Below are 20554 nucleotides of genomic sequence, written 5' to 3' on the forward strand. Positions count from 1 at the left end.
ATTTTCATAAATCATACAGAGGCGTAGGCAATGAACTGGTTACAACGCAAATACTGGCACTACAAACTGAAAGGCTCTCCTTATCAGTCGCTTTTTTGCACGCCCGACAAAACGGAATACGTCTCTCTCGACTGCGAAACCACCAGCCTTGATCCAAATCGTGCCGAGTTGGTGACCATTGCGGCCACGAAGATCATCGACAACCGCATCATCACTAGTCAGCCATTTGAAGTCCGCTTACGCGCGCCGCAATCGCTCGATTCTGGCTCAGTCAAAATTCATCGAATTCGCCACCAAGACTTAGTCGACGGAATTAGCGAAAAAGAGGCGCTGCTCGAGCTGCTCGACTTTATCGGCAACCGACCACTTGTCGGCTATCACATTCGTTACGATAAAAAGATCTTAGATCTTGCTTGTCTGAGGCAACTTGGCTTTCCTCTTCCTAACCCGCTCATAGAGGTCAGTCAGATTTATCACGACAAGTTGGAAAGACATTTGCCCAATGCCTATTTCGACTTAAGTCTGGATGCCATTTGTAAACACCTCGAACTTCCTATCCAAGATAAACACGACGCTTTACAAGATGCGATTTCTGCCGCTTTGGTCTTTGTTCGCTTAACGAAAGGCGATTTGCCCAACCTAACCGCGCCGTATACATAAAAATCAGTTGACCTAGCTCCCAGAAATACTTTTGTTTCAGCGATTTCACGGCGCTTCCTTCACTCTCATCCTAAAGTCTAATTGTGGAAATACGCGCAGTGACTGACAGTTATAAGCACAACGTCGTCATTACCACGACCAAGTTATTTAGAACCAAAAAGCAGCCCTACAAAAACATATTCAAAATCTTATCTAGATTGGTGTAAGGCCGAGAAATAAGGCACAAGGAGAGAAGCCATGAGCGAAGCCCACGTTTATCCGGTAAAAGAAAATATTAAAACTCATACACACGCGGATAATGATACTTACTTAGCCATGTATCAGCAGTCGGTAACCGATCCAGAGGGCTTCTGGAACGAACACGGCAAAATCGTTGATTGGATCAAACCTTTCACCAAAGTAAAAAGCACCTCTTTCGATACTGGTCATGTCGACATTCGTTGGTTTGAAGACGGCACGCTGAACGTCTCGGCGAACTGTATTGACCGTCATCTCGCAGAACACGGGGATGACGTCGCAATCATCTGGGAAGGCGATGATCCAGCCGACGACAAAACACTCACTTTCAACGAACTGCACAAAGAAGTATGTAAGTTCTCCAACGCATTGAAAGAGCAAGGCGTACGTAAAGGCGACGTGGTGTGTTTATACATGCCAATGGTGCCAGAAGCCGCAGTGGCTATGCTCGCTTGTACCCGCATCGGTGCGGTTCATACCGTTGTATTTGGTGGTTTCTCACCAGAAGCTCTCTCTGGCCGTATCATCGACTCTGACGCTAAAGTCGTGATCACCGCTGATGAAGGCGTGCGTGGCGGGCGTGCCGTTCCACTGAAAAAGAACGTGGACGAAGCACTAACTAACCCAGACGTAAAAACCATCAATAAAGTGTTGGTGCTTAAACGTACAGGTGGTGATGTCGAATGGCATGAACATCGTGATGTTTGGTGGCACGAAGCAACAGCTAACGTTTCTGACGTTTGCCCACCAGAAGAGATGAAAGCCGAAGATCCGCTCTTCATCCTTTACACTTCAGGTTCAACAGGCAAACCTAAAGGCGTACTACACACAACAGGCGGTTACCTCGTTTACGCGGCGATGACCTTCAAATATGTGTTCGATTACCAACCAGGCGAAACCTTCTGGTGTACCGCGGACGTGGGTTGGATTACCGGTCACACTTACCTAATCTACGGTCCACTAGCAAATGGGGCGAAGACCATCTTATTCGAAGGTGTACCAAACTACCCAAGCACAAGCCGTATGAGCGAAGTGGTTGATAAACACCAAGTCAACATTCTATACACCGCCCCAACCGCGATTCGTGCGCTAATGGCAAAAGGTGATGAAGCGGTTGCAGGCACATCTCGTTCAAGCCTGCGCATCATGGGCTCAGTGGGCGAACCAATCAACCCAGAAGCGTGGGAGTGGTACTACAAAACGATTGGTAACGAGAACTCACCTATCGTCGATACTTGGTGGCAAACGGAAACTGGCGGCATCTTGATTGCGCCACTACCGGGGGCAACCGATCTAAAACCAGGCTCTGCGACTCGCCCATTCTTCGGCGTCCAGCCTGCTCTTGTCGATAACATGGGCAATATTCTTGAAGATACTGTTGCTGAAGGTAACTTGGTTATCCTTGATTCTTGGCCAGGCCAGATGCGCACGGTTTACGGCGACCATGAGCGCTTTGAACAGACCTACTTCTCAACCTTTAAGGGTATGTACTTCACCAGTGATGGTGCGCGTCGTGACGAAGACGGCTACTACTGGATCACTGGCCGTGTTGATGACGTACTAAACGTGTCGGGCCACCGTATGGGTACCGCTGAAATTGAATCAGCGCTAGTGGCGCACCACAAGATTGCAGAAGCGGCGATTGTTGGTATTCCACATGACATCAAGGGCCAAGCTATCTACGCTTACATTACATTGAACGATGGTGAATTCCCGTCAGCAGAGCTGCACAAAGAAGTTAAAGATTGGGTGCGTAAAGAGATTGGTCCAATCGCGACACCAGATGTACTGCACTGGACGGATTCCTTACCGAAGACTCGCTCTGGTAAGATCATGCGTCGAATCCTGCGTAAGATTGCAACGGGCGATACAAGCAACCTCGGAGACACATCAACGCTTGCCGATCCGAGCGTGGTAGACAAACTTATCGCAGAGAAAGCAGAATTGGCATAAATTCAACCAACTGTTTTAAAAGCACTTTAAAAACCGCCATCACTCATGGCGGTTTTTTGCTTTTGCGCACAAATTAGCCACACAAAGAACATGGCAATTATGTTGTTTTTGTTAACTTGGTTACAGAAACGAAGGTGGCTATTAGGAGATTAGACCAGTAAATTGCTGCTAATTGCTATGAATTAGCTATAATCTTGGTCGATTTTTTAAAATTTGCTCGGTTTTAACAAAAAAATCGTGCTGAACTATCGTATATTTGGGAATATAAACGTTCCACTCACGATAAGGGAAGATAGCAACATAATGTCTGCAAAGTCACGGATTCTTGTTCTAAACGGACCAAATCTTAACCTATTGGGTCTGCGCGAACCGACACACTATGGTCACAGCACCTTAGCACAAGTTGTGGATGCTCTTACGAAGCAAGCTCATAACGCTGGGGTGGAACTGGAACACCTACAATCAAATCGTGAGTACGAACTGATTGAAGCCATTCATGCTGCTTATGGCAAGATTGACTTCATCATCATCAATCCAGCGGCTTTCACTCATACCAGTGTGGCACTGCGAGATGCATTACTTGGCGTCGCCATCCCATTTATTGAGGTGCACTTATCAAATGTGCACGCACGCGAACCATTTCGTCATCACTCTTATCTGTCAGATAAAGCAGAAGGCGTGATTTGCGGTTTAGGCGCACAAGGTTATGAATTCGCTCTGTCTGCCGCGATTAATAAGCTACAGGCAAAGTAACCCTAACACTCTGCAACCCCACGAGGGTTGTCTTAATCACAAGATAAAAGAGAAAGAAAAGATGGATATTCGTAAAATCAAGAAGCTAATTGAGTTAGTTGAAGAGTCTGGCATTGCTGAGCTAGAGATTTCTGAAGGTGAAGAGTCAGTACGCATCAGTCGTCACGGCACTGCAGCCCCTCAAGCACCAGTTCACTACGCAGCAGCTCCAGTAGCGGCACCTGCTCCAGCAGCAGCGGCACCAGTAGCAGAAGCGCCAGCAGCAGAAGCTCCAGCAGCTGCAACGCCTGCAGGTCACCAAGTTCTTTCTCCAATGGTTGGTACTTTCTACCGTTCTCCAAGCCCAGACTCTAAAGCATTCGTAGAAGTGGGTCAGAAAGTAAATGCTGGCGATACGCTATGTATTGTTGAAGCAATGAAAATGATGAACCAAATCGAAGCGGACAAATCTGGCGTTGTTACAGCGATCCTAGCTGAAGACGGCCAACCAGTTGAATTCGACCAACCTCTTGTTGTAATCGAATAAGCGGGGCTTGCCTTATGCTAGACAAAGTAGTCATCGCGAACCGAGGTGAAATTGCACTTCGTATTCTTCGCGCTTGTAAAGAGTTAGGTATTAAGACCGTCGCTGTTCACTCGACAGCTGACCGCGATCTTAAGCACGTACTACTCGCAGACGAAACCGTATGTATCGGCCCTGCTCGTGGTATCGACAGCTACCTAAATATCCCACGAATTATTTCTGCAGCAGAAGTAACAGGGGCCGTTGCCATTCACCCTGGTTACGGCTTCTTGTCAGAAAACGCAGACTTCGCTGAGCAAGTTGAGCGCAGTGGTTTCATCTTCGTTGGTCCAAAAGCAGACACTATCCGCCTGATGGGTGACAAAGTGTCGGCTATCAACGCAATGAAGAAAGCTGGCGTTCCTTGTGTACCTGGCTCTGACGGTCCTCTGGACAACGACGAAGAGAAAAACAAGGCGTTTGCTAAACGCATTGGTTATCCAGTCATCATCAAAGCGTCTGGTGGCGGCGGTGGCCGTGGTATGCGTGTCGTTCGCGCAGAAAAAGACCTAATTCAAGCGATTGCAATGACGCGTGCTGAAGCAAAAGCAGCGTTCAACAACGACATGGTTTACATGGAGAAATTCCTAGAAAACCCTCGTCACGTTGAAGTGCAAGTTATCGCTGACGGTCAAGGCGGCGCAATCCACCTTGGTGAGCGTGATTGTTCAATGCAACGTCGTCACCAAAAAGTAGTGGAAGAGGCGCCAGCACCAGGTATCACTGAAGAGATGCGTAAGTACATCGGTGAACGTTGTACTCGTGCATGTATCGAAATTGGTTACCGCGGCGCAGGTACGTTCGAATTCCTATACGAGAACGGTGAATTCTACTTCATCGAAATGAACACTCGTATTCAGGTAGAACACCCAGTAACAGAAATGGTTACCGGCATCGACCTAATCAAAGAACAGCTTCGCGTTGCAGCGGGTCAACCTCTGTCATTCACTCAAGATGACATTAAGATCCGTGGCCATGCGATTGAGTGCCGTATCAACGCAGAAGACCCAGAACGCTTCCTACCATCTCCAGGTAAGATCGAGCGTTTCCACGCGCCTGGCGGTATGGGTGTGCGTTGGGAATCACACATCTATTCTGGTTACACAGTACCACCTCATTACGATTCAATGATTGGTAAGCTAATCACGTACGGTGAAAACCGTGATGTGGCGATTGCGCGCATGAAGAATGCTCTGGGTGAGATGATCATCGAAGGCATCAAAACCAACGTGCCACTGCAATTCTCCATTATGAATGACGAAAACTTCCAGCATGGTGGTGCAAACATCCACTACCTAGAGAAGAAGCTCGGCTTACAATAAGCCTTAGCTAACGTCTTAAAAAATGCCCACATCCGTGGGCATTTTTGTTTTGTATGTACTCTAAGCATTCAACAAATACGTAGGCTTATTTGGGTATATACTCAAACAAATCGTAGAGTTCTGGTAAACTCTGCGCCACTTCATTCACTTTAAGAGCAAAAACCAATGCCTTGGATTCAAATCAAACTCAACGCGACCAATGAAAACGCTGAGCAAATCGGCGATATGCTAATGGAAGAGACTGGCGCGCTGTCTGTTACATTCTTAGACGCGCAGGATACACCTGTATTCGAACCTCTACCTGGCGAAACTCGCTTATGGGGCGATACTGACATTCTGGCACTGTACGATGCAGAAGCAGACACCAACTTCATCATCAATCAAATTAAAGCGAGCAATATGCTGGCTGACAATTTTGCTTACAAAGTAGAACAGCTTGAAGATAAAGACTGGGAACGCGAATGGATGGAAAACTTCCACCCAATGAAATTTGGTGAACGCCTATGGATTTGTCCAAGCTGGCGCGACATTCCAGATCCTGACGCTGTTAATGTTATGTTGGATCCTGGCCTTGCATTCGGTACGGGTACGCACCCTACAACAGCACTTTGTCTTGAGTGGCTAGAAAGCATGGATCTGAGCGGTAAAACCGTTATCGACTTCGGTTGTGGCTCAGGCATTCTGGCGATCGCGGCGATCAAACTAGGCGCTGAAAAAGTGATAGGGATCGACATTGATCCTCAAGCACTGCTTGCTTCGAAAGACAACGCAGAGCGTAACGGCGTTGCCGACAAACTAGAAGTTTACCTTCCTCAAAACCAACCAGAAGGTCTGATTGCAGACGTGGTTGTTGCTAACATTCTTGCTGGCCCACTGCGTGAACTTGCACCAATCATTAAAGGGCTAGTTAAGCCACATGGCGACCTCGCTATGTCTGGCGTATTAGACACTCAAGCCGAAGATGTTGCGAACTATTACCGTGACGAGCTTCACATTGACCCGATTGTTGAGCAAAGTGAATGGTGTCGTATCTCTGGTCGTAAGCAAGGCTAGACAAGGTTTTCAGAGCTAATTGTTTGAAATTCATACAATTTACAAAAACAATTTGTAAATGCTCAAATATTAGTCTTTTCACGCAGTGAAAAAATGCGTAAAATGCGCGCCCTTGCTGGTACAGAACTGTGATGACGTTTTGAAAATCGGAAACTATCAACTTAAGAACAATCTAATCGTAGCCCCTATGGCTGGTGTAACGGATAGACCGTTTCGCGAGTTGTGTCTTCGTTATGGTGCGGGAATGGCCGTCAGTGAAATGATGTCTGCTAACCCAAAACTATGGGGAACGTCAAAGTCGAAACAGCGCATGGTACACGAGGGCGAATCGGGCATTCGCTCTGTACAGATTGCGGGTTCCGATCCACAGCTTATGGCGGACGCAGCTCAATTCAGTGTTGAGAACGGTGCACAAATCATCGACATCAACATGGGCTGCCCGGCAAAAAAAGTGAATAAGAAGCTAGCGGGCTCTGCTCTGCTTCAATACCCAAACATTATCGAAGAGATTTTGAAAGCGGTCGTGAATGCAGTGGACGTTCCTGTAACGTTAAAGACTCGAACTGGCTGGGATACAGACAACAAGAACTGTGTCCAGATCGCTAAATTAGCCGAAAACTGCGGCATACAAGCTCTTGCTCTGCATGGCAGAACGAAAGCATGTATGTACAAAGGTGAGGCCGAATACGACAGCATTAAAGCGGTAAAAGAGGCGATTTCAATTCCGGTTATCGCGAACGGTGATATCGATAGCCCGGAGAAAGCCAAATTTGTACTGGAGTACACCGGTGCGGACGCTTTAATGATTGGACGCCCTGCCCAGGGTCGTCCTTGGATTTTCCAGGAAATCCATCACTATTTGGAAAACGGCACCACAATGGGTGAGCTTCCTACTGAGGAAGTGAAAACCATTATGCTTGGTCATGTGAATGCTCTACATGAATTTTATGGAGAGTACTTAGGCCCACGTATCGCGCGTAAGCACGTAGGGTGGTACCTAAAAGAGCATGAACAGGCAAGTGAGTTTCGCCGTACCTTCAACGCTATCGACGCAGCTCCGCTGCAAATTGAGGCGTTAGAAGGTTATTTTGATAACGTTGCATCATAATTAAGAGAAGAGCTAGACCGAATATGTTCGAACAAAATCTGACTTCAGAAGCATTAACAGTAACTACAGTAACGTCACAAGACCAGATTACTCAGAAGCCTTTACGTGACTCTGTTAAAGCGTCTCTTAAAAACTACCTTGCTCAACTAAACGGCCAGGAAGTAACAGAACTATACGAATTAGTTCTAGCTGAAGTTGAACAGCCACTATTAGATACTATCATGCAGTACACTCGCGGTAACCAAACTCGCGCGGCAACTATGATGGGTATCAACCGCGGTACTCTTCGCAAAAAACTTAAGAAATACGGCATGAACTAAGACCGGCTTTCAAAAAGTATTTGGAACAAGCCGTTACCTTTTTAGGTAACGGCTTTTCTTTATCTACAAAAATACTACGAATAACGCTCACTTTGTTCAGCATTACCAACTGGCTTTAATATAACTACCGCTGAGCCAAACAATAACAAAGCCACGACAGCGACCCATTCATGACCTACAGAATAAGCAAAGCCCGCCAAGGCAGACCAAATCGCGACACCAAAGTGCATCATACTCATTCCAGAAGACATCAGCACACCTCGATGTTCATCAGATAAGCTTACTATATGTGCTTGTAACGCCGGAGAGCCTACCCCTCCAGCAAGAGACCAGAGCACTAGAGCTGGAAGATAAGCGGTCACCGTACTCATCTCATTTGAGAACACCCATGCACTACAAGGTATGCACACCATTAAAGCCACTCGCATAACGGCTCGAGAGCTACCAAGCCAACGGCAAGCTCTCCCCACGCACATATTTCCAACCACACTCACGATCCCTAGAGCAGCATAAATAGCGCCCACCCAACCGAGCGCCAACTCGCTGGTATCTCGAATATGAAGGCCTATCAGGTTAAATACACCAATACCTCCCCCTAGGCCTAAACACATCGCTAAAATCGCCCTCAAAGCGCCTGGAAGATGAATGACGTCTGTGATAGGCGGCAGAGTATCTAATGCCTTGGACTCATCATGCTTGTTGTTCATGAACACTACGCTCATGGCACCGACAAGAAGAGCCGCAACGCCCAAAATAATAAAAGCGGCACGCCATGATAAAAGCTGGGTCAGCAATGCTCCGATCGCCGGGCTGGTTATCATACCCAGCGTTAATCCCGCCTGAACCATCACAATTTGACGCATCGCTCTATTACCCTTCGCGTCTCCCGCCAACGCGAATGCAATTGGCAACATGCCTGCACTTGCAATACCAGTGATCACTCGACTTGCAATCGCAAGTTCAAAATCATGAACTATGCCCGTCGTAATAGACGCAACCCCAAATACGAAGCAAGCAGGCAACATGATACGAATACGCCCAACCCGGTCTGATAAACGTCCCAGGTAAGGAGCACAAATTGCTATAGCTAAACTATATGCCGTAATAAATAACGTAACCTGACTCGGTTGAACACTTAAATCATTTCCGATAGGTTCAAGAATAGATCCAAGCATCAACTCATCAGCACCAACAAGAAAAGCAACAAGAAATAGGATCATGGACTGCATCATAGCTCCACCTCCTGTTCTGTTTCCGATTCAGCATAAGTGAGCAACGAAATATCTAAAACTCTATCAGGCCAAGATTGTAAAAACGCCTTCTCATGAGATACCACAATCACACTACCAGAAAAGCGCTGGAGAGCCTCTTTAAGCGCATTTTTACTGCTGCTATCCAAATGTGTCGTTGGCTCGTCCAACAGCAAAACATTGCATTTCTGGACTGATAAACAACAAAGTTTCACGCGAGTTTGCTCACCTCCACTTAATGTATCTAGGTGGCGCTGCGTCTTATCTCCGGTGACCCCAAAGCGAGCTAATATCTTGCGTGATTCTTTGCTTGATATCGTTGGATCACAAGAGCATAGCTCCTGCTCAGGCGTGTGCTGAGGGTGACGCCAAGACAAATCTTGAGAAAAATACCCAATCATTGCACCTTTTGCCAATACCACCTCACCAGAGATCGGCTCGATCTCCCCCATAAGGGTTTTAAGCAAAGTCGACTTACCTACGCCGTTAAAACCAGAAACGACCAACTTCTCCCCGCGCGCTAACGTGATATCAAGCGCAGGAAGCAGAGGCTGCTGATAACCTATCTTCAACGCTTTTGCGTCAATCACATACTGTTGCCCAATAGGCTGGTGAGCAAAGTCAAACATCGATACTTTCTCTATATGATTCAGTTGAATACGTTCGATTTTATTCAGTTTTTCTTGCGTCCCTTAGCAAGACTCGCGTTAACTCCAGCGCCATTTTTGGCAATAAATTGCTCTAACTTTCGAATTTCATTTTGCTGAGCCTTATATTGCTTTTCTAACAAAGCACCGTCGTGATTCTTTTGCTGCATTGCTTTGACATAAGTGCCGCTGTATTTTCGGACCGTTTGATAATCAATATCACAAATACTGGTCGCTACTTGATTAAGGAAGTCAATATCATGAGAAACCAGTAAAACAGTGCCAGTGTACTCGTTGAGAAACGTGACCAACCATTCAATGTGCAGAGCATCAAGATAGTTTGTCGGCTCATCGAGAATTAACACATCGGGGTTGCGGAGTAACAACCTCCCTAAAAGGACCTTGTGTCTTTGACCACCACTTAGCGAGACAAGCGGTGTATCTAAGCCAAATTGATAAATGCCAAGACCTACAGCAACTTGTTCAATTTTGGTATCAATTGCATAGAAGTCTTCATCTTCTAAATATGCCTGTAGTCGTGCGACTTGGCTTAAAAGAGATGTAGAGTGAGACTCGGTCATCGCCTGATACAAAGTCCAAAGCTTCTGCTCGGCAGCGTATAAGTTCTCAAAAGCACTCTTTAAGCATTCATAAACCGTCAGCGCATTATCCATCTTAAAATGTTGCTCTAAATACCCCACCTCAAGGTTTGGTAACCAGTCAATGCAGCCCTTATCTGCAGATAATTCACCGACAAGCAGTTTTAATAAGGTGCTTTTTCCAACGCCATTCGCTCCAGTGATACCTATTTTCTCTCCCACGTTAATTCGAAATGTCGCGTTGTTATATAAACTCTTATCAGCGATCTGATAAGACAAATTTTTAACTTGTAAAATACTCATGTTTTTAACCAAATAAAAAGGGCCGGTGATCAATACCGGCCCTTATTTCAATACTGGATAATGCTTTGTAGCTGCTTAACAGATACAAAAAGGCCGATGATGAAATATCACCGGCCATCTCTTCTCTTTTATCAGGTGTACAAACGCCTGCGTATAACTTCAGCGAAGTTACTCACGCATAAAACACCTGATGAAGATTAATTTAAGACTCCGAGCAACACTTCATCGCGTTTTTTGCACGGAGTTCAGCCTTCTTACAAAGCTTTTAAACAAGAGATATAACATGGTTTACTGTCGAAAAAACATTCGATGTGAAGCGTACACCTTTAGAATAAAAAGTGCCAGATAATTATTAAAACTATCGTGACTTACACGAAGGTCCACTGAAAGAAGACCTTTCCTCAGTCAATGTGCCAGGTGAACGACTTACTTAGCAAACACAGCTATGAGAGCACCTATACCGCTCACGTTATACGTACGTAGTGGTGGCTTCATCGGTTGGAGACGATTAGAGGGGAAGAAGTAGCAAATATCCTTTAAGGCAGGCACTGGCTTAAATAGATCTACAAACAAAATCCATGTTCGGAAAGTTTTAAATGCGCTGAGTTTATTTTAATGAGCGCCTGTGGCTAAATCAAAACATCTAAAGCAGAGAAATCTCCCCCGAAAATAACATAACCTAGTGAATTAACTTTCTAGGTAATAATAAAGGAAGCTTTGGTAAGTTAAGCACAGGGGCTCAAAACTAGCGCTCGAAACTGCAGAAACCACACAGAACTGCGCATCAACTCGTTCATGACAGGGCTTAGAAAGCATAGCGAGAGAGGAGTCTGCCTCTCGATGCAAGGTTTCAATATGGAAATGAGGTTAAGGTAAGTCGGGTAACCAAAACGAAAAAAGCCCCAGTCTTTCGACTGGGGCTTAATATAAGTGGCGGAGTGGACGGGACTCGAACCCGCGACCCCCGGCGTGACAGGCCGGTATTCTAACCAACTGAACTACCACTCCGCAGTGGTATCACTCGCTTGTAATCAGCAAGTGTCCAAAATTTAAAGCCTGGCGATGTCCTACTCTCACATGGGGAAGCCCCACACTACCATCGGCGCTATTTCGTTTCACTTCTGAGTTCGGCATGGAAGTCAGGTGGGTCCAAAACGCTATGGTCGCCAAGCAAATTCTTTATCAATTTGCTCGCAAATTCAAACGCACTTTAGTGCGGCCCTTTAGGGTGAGATTTGCTTGCAAATCGAATAATCCGGAAAGCTGTTTTTTAATTCTCGTTACTACACATTCAACGTTCTTTCATTGAGTCCATCAAAACCCCTTGGGTGTTGTATGGTTAAGCCTCACGGGCAATTAGTACAGGTTAGCTCAACGCCTCACAACGCTTACACACCCTGCCTATCAACGTCGTAGTCTACGACAACCCTTTAGGATACTTAAAGTATCAGGGAGAACTCATCTCAAGGCTCGCTTCCCGCTTAGATGCTTTCAGCGGTTATCGATCCCGAACTTAGCTACCGGGCAATGCGTCTGGCGACACAACCCGAACACCAGAGGTTCGTCCACTCCGGTCCTCTCGTACTAGGAGCAGCCCCTTTCAATTCTCCAACGCCCACGGCAGATAGGGACCGAACTGTCTCACGACGTTCTAAACCCAGCTCGCGTACCACTTTAAATGGCGAACAGCCATACCCTTGGGACCGACTTCAGCCCCAGGATGTGATGAGCCGACATCGAGGTGCCAAACACCGCCGTCGATATGAACTCTTGGGCGGTATCAGCCTGTTATCCCCGGAGTACCTTTTATCCGTTGAGCGATGGCCCTTCCATTCAGAACCACCGGATCACTATGACCTGCTTTCGCACCTGCTCGAATTGTCATTCTCGCAGTCAAGCGGGCTTATGCCATTGCACTAACCTCACGATGTCCAACCGTGATTAGCCCACCTTCGTGCTCCTCCGTTACGCTTTGGGAGGAGACCGCCCCAGTCAAACTACCCACCAGGCACTGTCCGCAACCCCGATAAGGGGTCGACGTTAGAACATCAACACTACAAGGGTGGTATTTCAAGGACGGCTCCACGCAATCTAGCGACTGCGCTTCAAAGCCTCCCACCTATCCTACACATGTAGGGTCAATGTTCAGTGCCAAGCTGTAGTAAAGGTTCACGGGGTCTTTCCGTCTAGCCGCGGGTACACTGCATCTTCACAGCGATTTCAATTTCACTGAGTCTCGGGTGGAGACAGCGTGGCCATCATTACGCCATTCGTGCAGGTCGGAACTTACCCGACAAGGAATTTCGCTACCTTAGGACCGTTATAGTTACGGCCGCCGTTTACCGGGGCTTCGATCAAGAGCTTCGACCGAAGTCTAACCCCATCAATTAACCTTCCGGCACCGGGCAGGCGTCACACCGTATACGTCATCTTGCGATTTTGCACAGTGCTGTGTTTTTAATAAACAGTTGCAGCCACCTGGTATCTGCGACTCTCAATAGCTCCATCCGCGAGGGACTTCACCGTCGAGAGCGTACCTTCTCCCGAAGTTACGGTACCATTTTGCCTAGTTCCTTCACCCGAGTTCTCTCAAGCGCCTTGGTATTCTCTACCCGACCACCTGTGTCGGTTTGGGGTACGATTCCTTACAATCTGAAGCTTAGAGGCTTTTCCTGGAAGCATGGCATCAATGACTTCACATCCGTAGATGCTCGACGTCGTGTCTCAGCCTTAAAGAGAGCCGGATTTACCTAACTCTCAAGCCTACGCACTTGAACCTGGACAACCGTCGCCAGGCCCACCTAGCCTTCTCCGTCCCCCCATCGCAATTGTAAGAAGTACGGGAATATTAACCCGTTTCCCATCGACTACGCCTTTCGGCCTCGCCTTAGGGGTCGACTTACCCTGCCCCGATTAACGTTGGACAGGAACCCTTGGTCTTCCGGCGAGGAGGTTTTTCACCCCCTTTATCGTTACTCATGTCAGCATTCGCACTTCTGATACGTCCAGCATGCGTTACCACACACCTTCAACCGCTTACAGAACGCTCCCCTACCCAATACTCAAAGAGTATTGCCGCAGCTTCGGTTTACTACTTAGCCCCGTTACATCTTCCGCGCAGGCCGACTCGACCAGTGAGCTATTACGCTTTCTTTAAATGATGGCTGCTTCTAAGCCAACATCCTGGCTGTCTGAGCCTTCCCACATCGTTTCCCACTTAGTAGTAATTTGGGACCTTAGCTGGCGGTCTGGGTTGTTTCCCTCTCCACGACGGACGTTAGCACCCGCCGTGTGTCTCCCGGATAGTACTTACTGGTATTCGGAGTTTGCAAAGGGTTGGTAAGTCGGGATGACCCCCTAGCCTTAACAGTGCTCTACCCCCAGTAGTATTCGTCCGAGGCGCTACCTAAATAGCTTTCGGGGAGAACCAGCTATCTCCAGGTTTGATTGGCCTTTCACCCCTAGCCACAAGTCATCCGCTAATTTTTCAACATTAGTCGGTTCGGTCCTCCAGTTGATGTTACTCAACCTTCAACCTGCCCATGGCTAGATCACCTGGTTTCGGGTCTATATCCAGAGACTGAACGCCCAGTTAAGACTCGGTTTCCCTACGGCTCCCCTAGATGGTTAACCTTGCCACTGAATATAAGTCGCTGACCCATTATACAAAAGGTACGCAGTCACAGGACAAAGCCTGCTCCTACTGCTTGTACGTACACGGTTTCAGGTTCTATTTCACTCCCCTCACAGGGGTTCTTTTCGCCTTTCCCTCACGGTACTGGTTCACTATCGGTCAGTCAGTAGTATTTAGCCTTGGAGGATGGTCCCCCCATATTCAGACAGGATATCACGTGTCCCGCCCTACTCGATTTCACTGAATATGCGTCGTCAGTTACGGGGCTATCACCCTGTATCGCCAAGCTTTCCAGCTTGTTCACCTGACGCCTATAAAGCTTAAGGGCTAGTCCAATTTCGCTCCGCTACTTTCGGAATCTCGGTTGATTTCTTTTCCTCGGGGTACTTAGATGTTTCAGTTCCCCCGGTTCGCCTCGTTATGCTATGTATTCACATAACGATACTTGCTTATGCAAGTGGGTTTCCCCATTCGGAAATCCCAGACTCAAGTGGTTTTTACTACCTAATCTGGGCTTATCGCAAGTTAATACGTCCTTCATCGCCTCTGACTGCCAAGGCATCCACCGTGTACGCTTAGTCACTTAACCATACAACCCGAAGGAGTTTCGAGTTGATAATCAAATCACCAAAGTTGTCTCTCATTATTTGAATGAGCGAGAGACATTCGATTTTGCCGGACTCAAATTCCAAGAACACTTGAATGTGTTTTCAGTTGTATTCATAAATGAATACTTTGAGAACTTTACAAACAACAATAAATTGTTGTTTTGTCAGCTTTCCAAATTGTTAAAGAGCTAATCACTTCTAATGAAGTAACCATTTTTAAAAGCACTCATTGAATGCGCTTAAAGATGGTGGAGCTATGCGGGATCGAACCGCAGACCTCCTGCGTGCAAGGCAGGCGCTCTCCCAGCTGAGCTATAGCCCCATCAAGGTGTCGATACTGTAGCCAATCCCTTAGTAAGGAAATTGGTGGGTCTGAGTGGACTCGAACCACCGACCTCTCGCTTATCAGGCGAACGCTCTAACCACCTGAGCTACAGACCCAGTATCGTCTCTTTACTTTATAAACCGTATCAATCTGTGTGGACACTCATCGCAATAATCATCGTATAAGGAGGTGATCCAGCGCCAGGTTCCCCTAGCGCTACCTTGTTACGACTTCACCCCAGTCATGAACCACAAAGTGGTAAGCGTCCCCCCGAAGGTTAAACTACCTACTTCTTTTGCAGCCCACTCCCATGGTGTGACGGGCGGTGTGTACAAGGCCCGGGAACGTATTCACCGTGGCATTCTGATCCACGATTACTAGCGATTCCGACTTCATGGAGTCGAGTTGCAGACTCCAATCCGGACTACGACGCACTTTTTGGGATTCGCTCACTTTCGCAAGTTGGCCGCCCTCTGTATGCGCCATTGTAGCACGTGTGTAGCCCTACTCGTAAGGGCCATGATGACTTGACGTCGTCCCCACCTTCCTCCGGTTTATCACCGGCAGTCTCCCTGGAGTTCCCGACATTACTCGCTGGCAAACAAGGATAAGGGTTGCGCTCGTTGCGGGACTTAACCCAACATTTCACAACACGAGCTGACGACAGCCATGCAGCACCTGTCTCAGAGTTCCCGAAGGCACCAATCCATCTCTGGAAAGTTCTCTGGATGTCAAGAGTAGGTAAGGTTCTTCGCGTTGCATCGAATTAAACCACATGCTCCACCGCTTGTGCGGGCCCCCGTCAATTCATTTGAGTTTTAATCTTGCGACCGTACTCCCCAGGCGGTCTACTTAACGCGTTAGCTCCGAAAGCCACGGCTCAAGGCCACAACCTCCAAGTAGACATCGTTTACGGCGTGGACTACCAGGGTATCTAATCCTGTTTGCTCCCCACGCTTTCGCATCTGAGTGTCAGTATCTGTCCAGGGGGCCGCCTTCGCCACCGGTATTCCTTCAGATCTCTACGCATTTCACCGCTACACCTGAAATTCTACCCCCCTCTACAGTACTCTAGTCTGCCAGTTTCAAATGCTATTCCGAGGTTGAGCCCCGGGCTTTCACATCTGACTTAACAAACCACCTGCATGCGCTTTACGCCCAGTAATTCCGATTAACGCTCGCACCCTCCGTATTACCGCGGCTGCTGGCACGGAGTTAGCCGGTGCTTCTTCTGTCGCTAACGTCAAACAACGCCGCTATTAACGACGCCGCCTTCCTCACGACTGAAAGTACTTTACAACCCGAAGGCCTTCTTCATACACGCGGCATGGCTGCATCAGGCTTGCGCCCATTGTGCAATATTCCCCACTGCTGCCTCCCGTAGGAGTCTGGACCGTGTCTCAGTTCCAGTGTGGCTGATCATCCTCTCAGACCAGCTAGGGATCGTCGCCTTGGTGAGCCCTTACCTCACCAACTAGCTAATCCCACCTAGGCATATCCTGACGCGAGAGGCCCGAAGGTCCCCCTCTTTGGCCCGTAGGCATCATGCGGTATTAGCCATCGTTTCCAATGGTTATCCCCCACATCAGGGCAATTTCCTAGGCATTACTCACCCGTCCGCCGCTCGACGCCGTTATCGTTCCCCGAAGGTTCAGATAACTCGTTTCCGCTCGACTTGCATGTGTTAGGCCTGCCGCCAGCGTTCAATCTGAGCCATGATCAAACTCTTCAATTTAAAGTTTTGTTCGGCTCAATGAATACTGAACATTACATAAAGTAATGTTTGAATTGACTGTGCTGAATCCGAAGATTCAATGGTCACTTCGTATCATTGAAACCTAATTTGATACCGAAGTATCGAATTGGATTATCATCAACGAGTGCCCACACAGATTGATAGGTCTATATTGTTAAAGAGCTTGGCTTTCAGTACTTTAGCACTTAAGCGAGGTGCGTATAATACGCTTTCCACTTTGAAAGTCAACATAAAACTCTAAAAAGATTAGAACTTTATGGTGACTTGCTTAAATCTTAAGCAAGTGCAAAATAAAGCCTGGCGATGTCCTACTCTCACATGGGGAAGCCCCACACTACCATCGGCGCTATTTCGTTTCACTTCTGAGTTCGGCATGGAAGTCAGGTGGGTCCAAAACGCTATGGTCGCCAAGCAAATTCTTTAATTCGGAAAGCTGTTTCTTAATTCTCGTTCTTACACATTCAATGTTCTTTCATTGAGTCCATCAAAACCCCTTGGGTGTTGTATGGTTAAGCCTCACGGGCAATTAGTACAGGTTAGCTCAACGCCTCACAACGCTTACACACCCTGCCTATCAACGTCGTAGTCTACGACAACCCTTTAGGATACTTAAAGTATCAGGGAGAACTCATCTCAAGGCTCGCTTCCCGCTTAGATGCTTTCAGCGGTTATCGATCCCGAACTTAGCTACCGGGCAATGCGTCTGGCGACACAACCCGAACACCAGAGGTTCGTCCACTCCGGTCCTCTCGTACTAGGAGCAGCCCCTTTCAATTCTCCAACGCCCACGGCAGATAGGGACCGAACTGTCTCACGACGTTCTAAACCCAGCTCGCGTACCACTTTAAATGGCGAACAGCCATACCCTTGGGACCGACTTCAGCCCCAGGATGTGATGAGCCGACATCGAGGTGCCAAACACCGCCGTCGATATGAACTCTTGGGCGGTATCAGCCTGTTATCCCCGGAGTACCTTTTATCCGTTGAGCGATGGCCCTTCCATTCAGAACCACCGGATCACTATGACCTGCTTTCGCACCTGCTCGAATTGTCATTCTCGCAGTCAAGCGGGCTTATGCCATTGCACTAACCTCACGATGTCCAACCGTGATTAGCCCACCTTCGTGCTCCTCCGTTACGCTTTGGGAGGAGACCGCCCCAGTCAAACTACCCACCAGGCACTGTCCGCAACCCCGATAAGGGGTCGACGTTAGAACATCAACACTACAAGGGTGGTATTTCAAGGACGGCTCCACGCAATCTAGCGACTGCGCTTCAAAGCCTCCCACCTATCCTACACATGTAGGGTCAATGTTCAGTGCCAAGCTGTAGTAAAGGTTCACGGGGTCTTTCCGTCTAGCCGCGGGTACACTGCATCTTCACAGCGATTTCAATTTCACTGAGTCTCGGGTGGAGACAGCGTGGCCATCATTACGCCATTCGTGCAGGTCGGAACTTACCCGACAAGGAATTTCGCTACCTTAGGACCGTTATAGTTACGGCCGCCGTTTACCGGGGCTTCGATCAAGAGCTTCGACCGAAGTCTAACCCCATCAATTAACCTTCCGGCACCGGGCAGGCGTCACACCGTATACGTCATCTTGCGATTTTGCACAGTGCTGTGTTTTTAATAAACAGTTGCAGCCACCTGGTATCTGCGACTCTCAATAGCTCCATCCGCGAGGGACTTCACCGTCGAGAGCGTACCTTCTCCCGAAGTTACGGTACCATTTTGCCTAGTTCCTTCACCCGAGTTCTCTCAAGCGCCTTGGTATTCTCTACCCGACCACCTGTGTCGGTTTGGGGTACGATTCCTTACAATCTGAAGCTTAGAGGCTTTTCCTGGAAGCATGGCATCAATGACTTCACATCCGTAGATGCTCGACGTCGTGTCTCAGCCTTAAAGAGAGCCGGATTTACCTAACTCTCAAGCCTACGCACTTGAACCTGGACAACCGTCGCCAGGCCCACCTAGCCTTCTCCGTCCCCCCATCGCAATTGTAAGAAGTACGGGAATATTAACCCGTTTCCCATCGACTACGCCTTTCGGCCTCGCCTTAGGGGTCGACTTACCCTGCCCCGATTAACGTTGGACAGGAACCCTTGGTCTTCCGGCGAGGAGGTTTTTCACCCCCTTTATCGTTACTCATGTCAGCATTCGCACTTCTGATACGTCCAGCATGCGTTACCACACACCTTCAACCGCTTACAGAACGCTCCCCTACCCAATACTCAAAGAGTATTGCCGCAGCTTCGGTTTACTACTTAGCCCCGTTACATCTTCCGCGCAGGCCGACTCGACCAGTGAGCTATTACGCTTTCTTTAAATGATGGCTGCTTCTAAGCCAACATCCTGGCTGTCTGAGCCTTCCCACATCGTTTCCCACTTAGTAGTAATTTGGGACCTTAGCTGGCGGTCTGGGTTGTTTCCCTCTCCACGACGGACGTTAGCACCCGCCGTGTGTCTCCCGGATAGTACTTACTGGTATTCGGAGTTTGCAAAGGGTTGGTAAGTCGGGATGACCCCCTAGCCTTAACAGTGCTCTACCCCCAGTAGTATTCGTCCGAGGCGCTACCTAAATAGCTTTCGGGGAGAACCAGCTATCTCCAGGTTTGATTGGCCTTTCACCCCTAGCCACAAGTCATCCGCTAATTTTTCAACATTAGTCGGTTCGGTCCTCCAGTTGATGTTACTCAACCTTCAACCTGCCCATGGCTAGATCACCTGGTTTCGGGTCTATATCCAGAGACTGAACGCCCAGTTAAGACTCGGTTTCCCTACGGCTCCCCTAGATGGTTAACCTTGCCACTGAATATAAGTCGCTGACCCATTATACAAAAGGTACGCAGTCACAGGACAAAGCCTGCTCCTACTGCTTGTACGTACACGGTTTCAGGTTCTATTTCACTCCCCTCACAGGGGTTCTTTTCGCCTTTCCCTCACGGTACTGGTTCACTATCGGTCAGTCAGTAGTATTTAGCCTTGGAGGATGGTCCCCCCATATTCAGACAGGATATCACGTGTCCCGCCCTACTCGATTTCACTGAATATGCGTCGTCAGTTACGGGGCTATCACCCTGTATCGCCAAGCTTTCCAGCTTGTTCACCTGACGCCTATAAAGCTTAAGGGCTAGTCCAATTTCGCTCGCCGCTACTTTCGGAATCTCGGTTGATTTCTTTTCCTCGGGGTACTTAGATGTTTCAGTTCCCCCGGTTCGCCTCGTTATGCTATGTATTCACATAACGATACTTACTTATGTAAGTGGGTTTCCCCATTCGGAAATCCCAGACTCAAGTGGTTTTTACTACCTAATCTGGGCTTATCGCAAGTTAATACGTCCTTCATCGCCTCTGACTGCCAAGGCATCCACCGTGTACGCTTAGTCACTTAACCATACAACCCGAAGGAGTTTCGAGTTGATGTTCAAATCACCAAAGTTGTCTCTCATTATTTGAATGAGCG

The 20554-nt window shown here is 48.0% G+C and carries 9 protein-coding genes, 3 tRNA genes, 5 rRNA genes and 1 pseudogene; 8 read left to right on the top strand and 10 right to left on the bottom strand.

Translation table 11 applies throughout. The annotated features are described in order from the left end of the window. The first annotated feature begins 30 nt into the window (after positions 1-30). The 8 genes from ACHFJ9_RS22050 to fis all read left to right on the top strand — a co-directional run bounded on the left by ACHFJ9_RS22050 (position 31) and on the right by fis (position 7968). Positions 31-660 carry a 3'-5' exonuclease gene (locus ACHFJ9_RS22050; RefSeq protein WP_005382363.1) on the top strand — a complete coding sequence of 210 codons (630 nt, stop codon included), beginning with the start codon at positions 31-33 and terminating at the stop codon, positions 658-660. Between the two features lie 237 nt (positions 661-897). Next, positions 898-2850: an acetate--CoA ligase gene (gene acs, locus ACHFJ9_RS22055; protein WP_006742998.1), complete on the top strand. Its 1953-nt coding sequence runs from the start codon at positions 898-900 to the stop codon at positions 2848-2850. A gap of 303 nt (positions 2851-3153) precedes the next feature. Beyond that, positions 3154-3603, top strand: a complete 450-nt coding sequence (gene aroQ / locus ACHFJ9_RS22060) for a type II 3-dehydroquinate dehydratase (RefSeq protein ID WP_005397842.1) — start codon at positions 3154-3156, stop codon at positions 3601-3603. Positions 3604-3664: 61 nt separating this feature from the next. Continuing rightward, on the top strand, positions 3665-4129 hold the full coding sequence (gene accB / locus ACHFJ9_RS22065) for an acetyl-CoA carboxylase biotin carboxyl carrier protein (protein ID WP_005397840.1): 465 nt from the start codon (positions 3665-3667) through the stop codon (positions 4127-4129). A 14-nt stretch (positions 4130-4143) separates the two neighbouring features. Continuing rightward, positions 4144-5487, top strand: a complete 1344-nt coding sequence (gene accC / locus ACHFJ9_RS22070; protein WP_005397839.1) for an acetyl-CoA carboxylase biotin carboxylase subunit — start codon at positions 4144-4146, stop codon at positions 5485-5487. 165 nt (positions 5488-5652) lie between these two features. Continuing rightward, positions 5653-6540, top strand: a complete 888-nt coding sequence (gene prmA / locus ACHFJ9_RS22075) for a 50S ribosomal protein L11 methyltransferase (protein WP_164667064.1) — start codon at positions 5653-5655, stop codon at positions 6538-6540. A 139-nt stretch (positions 6541-6679) separates the two neighbouring features. Then, positions 6680-7648 carry a tRNA dihydrouridine synthase DusB gene (gene dusB / locus ACHFJ9_RS22080; protein WP_164667065.1) on the top strand — a complete coding sequence of 323 codons (969 nt, stop codon included), beginning with the start codon at positions 6680-6682 and terminating at the stop codon, positions 7646-7648. A 23-nt stretch (positions 7649-7671) separates the two neighbouring features. Next, entirely contained in the window at positions 7672-7968 is a 297-nt protein-coding gene (fis, locus tag ACHFJ9_RS22085; RefSeq protein WP_000462885.1) for a DNA-binding transcriptional regulator Fis, read from the top strand. 74 nt (positions 7969-8042) lie between these two features. On the opposite strand, the gene ACHFJ9_RS22090 is transcribed toward fis, so the two are convergent. From ACHFJ9_RS22090 to ACHFJ9_RS22135, 10 genes and pseudogenes are all read right to left on the bottom strand, one after another. Next, entirely contained in the window at positions 8043-9200 is a 1158-nt protein-coding gene (locus tag ACHFJ9_RS22090) for an MFS transporter (protein WP_395356315.1), read from the bottom strand. Beyond that, positions 9197-10767 (bottom strand): annotated as a pseudogene (locus tag ACHFJ9_RS22095) (ABC-F family ATP-binding cassette domain-containing protein). Before ACHFJ9_RS22095 ends, ACHFJ9_RS22090 begins: the two are co-directional and overlap by 4 nt. Positions 10768-11698: 931 nt before the next feature. Then, a tRNA-Asp gene (locus ACHFJ9_RS22100) sits at positions 11699-11775 on the bottom strand. A gap of 46 nt (positions 11776-11821) precedes the next feature. Continuing rightward, positions 11822-11938 (bottom strand): 5S ribosomal RNA (gene rrf / locus ACHFJ9_RS22105). A 164-nt stretch (positions 11939-12102) separates the two neighbouring features. After that, positions 12103-14990, bottom strand: a 23S ribosomal RNA gene (locus ACHFJ9_RS22110). A 265-nt stretch (positions 14991-15255) separates the two neighbouring features. Next, a tRNA-Ala gene (locus tag ACHFJ9_RS22115) sits at positions 15256-15331 on the bottom strand. 42 nt (positions 15332-15373) lie between these two features. Further along, positions 15374-15450: transfer RNA gene (locus tag ACHFJ9_RS22120), tRNA-Ile, on the bottom strand. Between the two features lie 66 nt (positions 15451-15516). Then, a 16S ribosomal RNA gene (locus tag ACHFJ9_RS22125) occupies positions 15517-17069 on the bottom strand. 316 nt (positions 17070-17385) lie between these two features. Then, positions 17386-17502, bottom strand: a 5S ribosomal RNA gene (gene rrf / locus ACHFJ9_RS22130). A gap of 93 nt (positions 17503-17595) precedes the next feature. Beyond that, a 23S ribosomal RNA gene (locus tag ACHFJ9_RS22135) occupies positions 17596-20485 on the bottom strand. Together the 16S, 23S and 5S rRNA genes with 3 tRNA genes alongside form the textbook arrangement of a ribosomal RNA operon. Positions 20486-20554 lie beyond the last annotated feature (69 nt).

It is taken from the genome of Vibrio sp. D3, assembly GCF_043995865.1.
Taxonomy (GTDB): Bacteria; Pseudomonadota; Gammaproteobacteria; order Enterobacterales; family Vibrionaceae; genus Vibrio; species Vibrio diabolicus.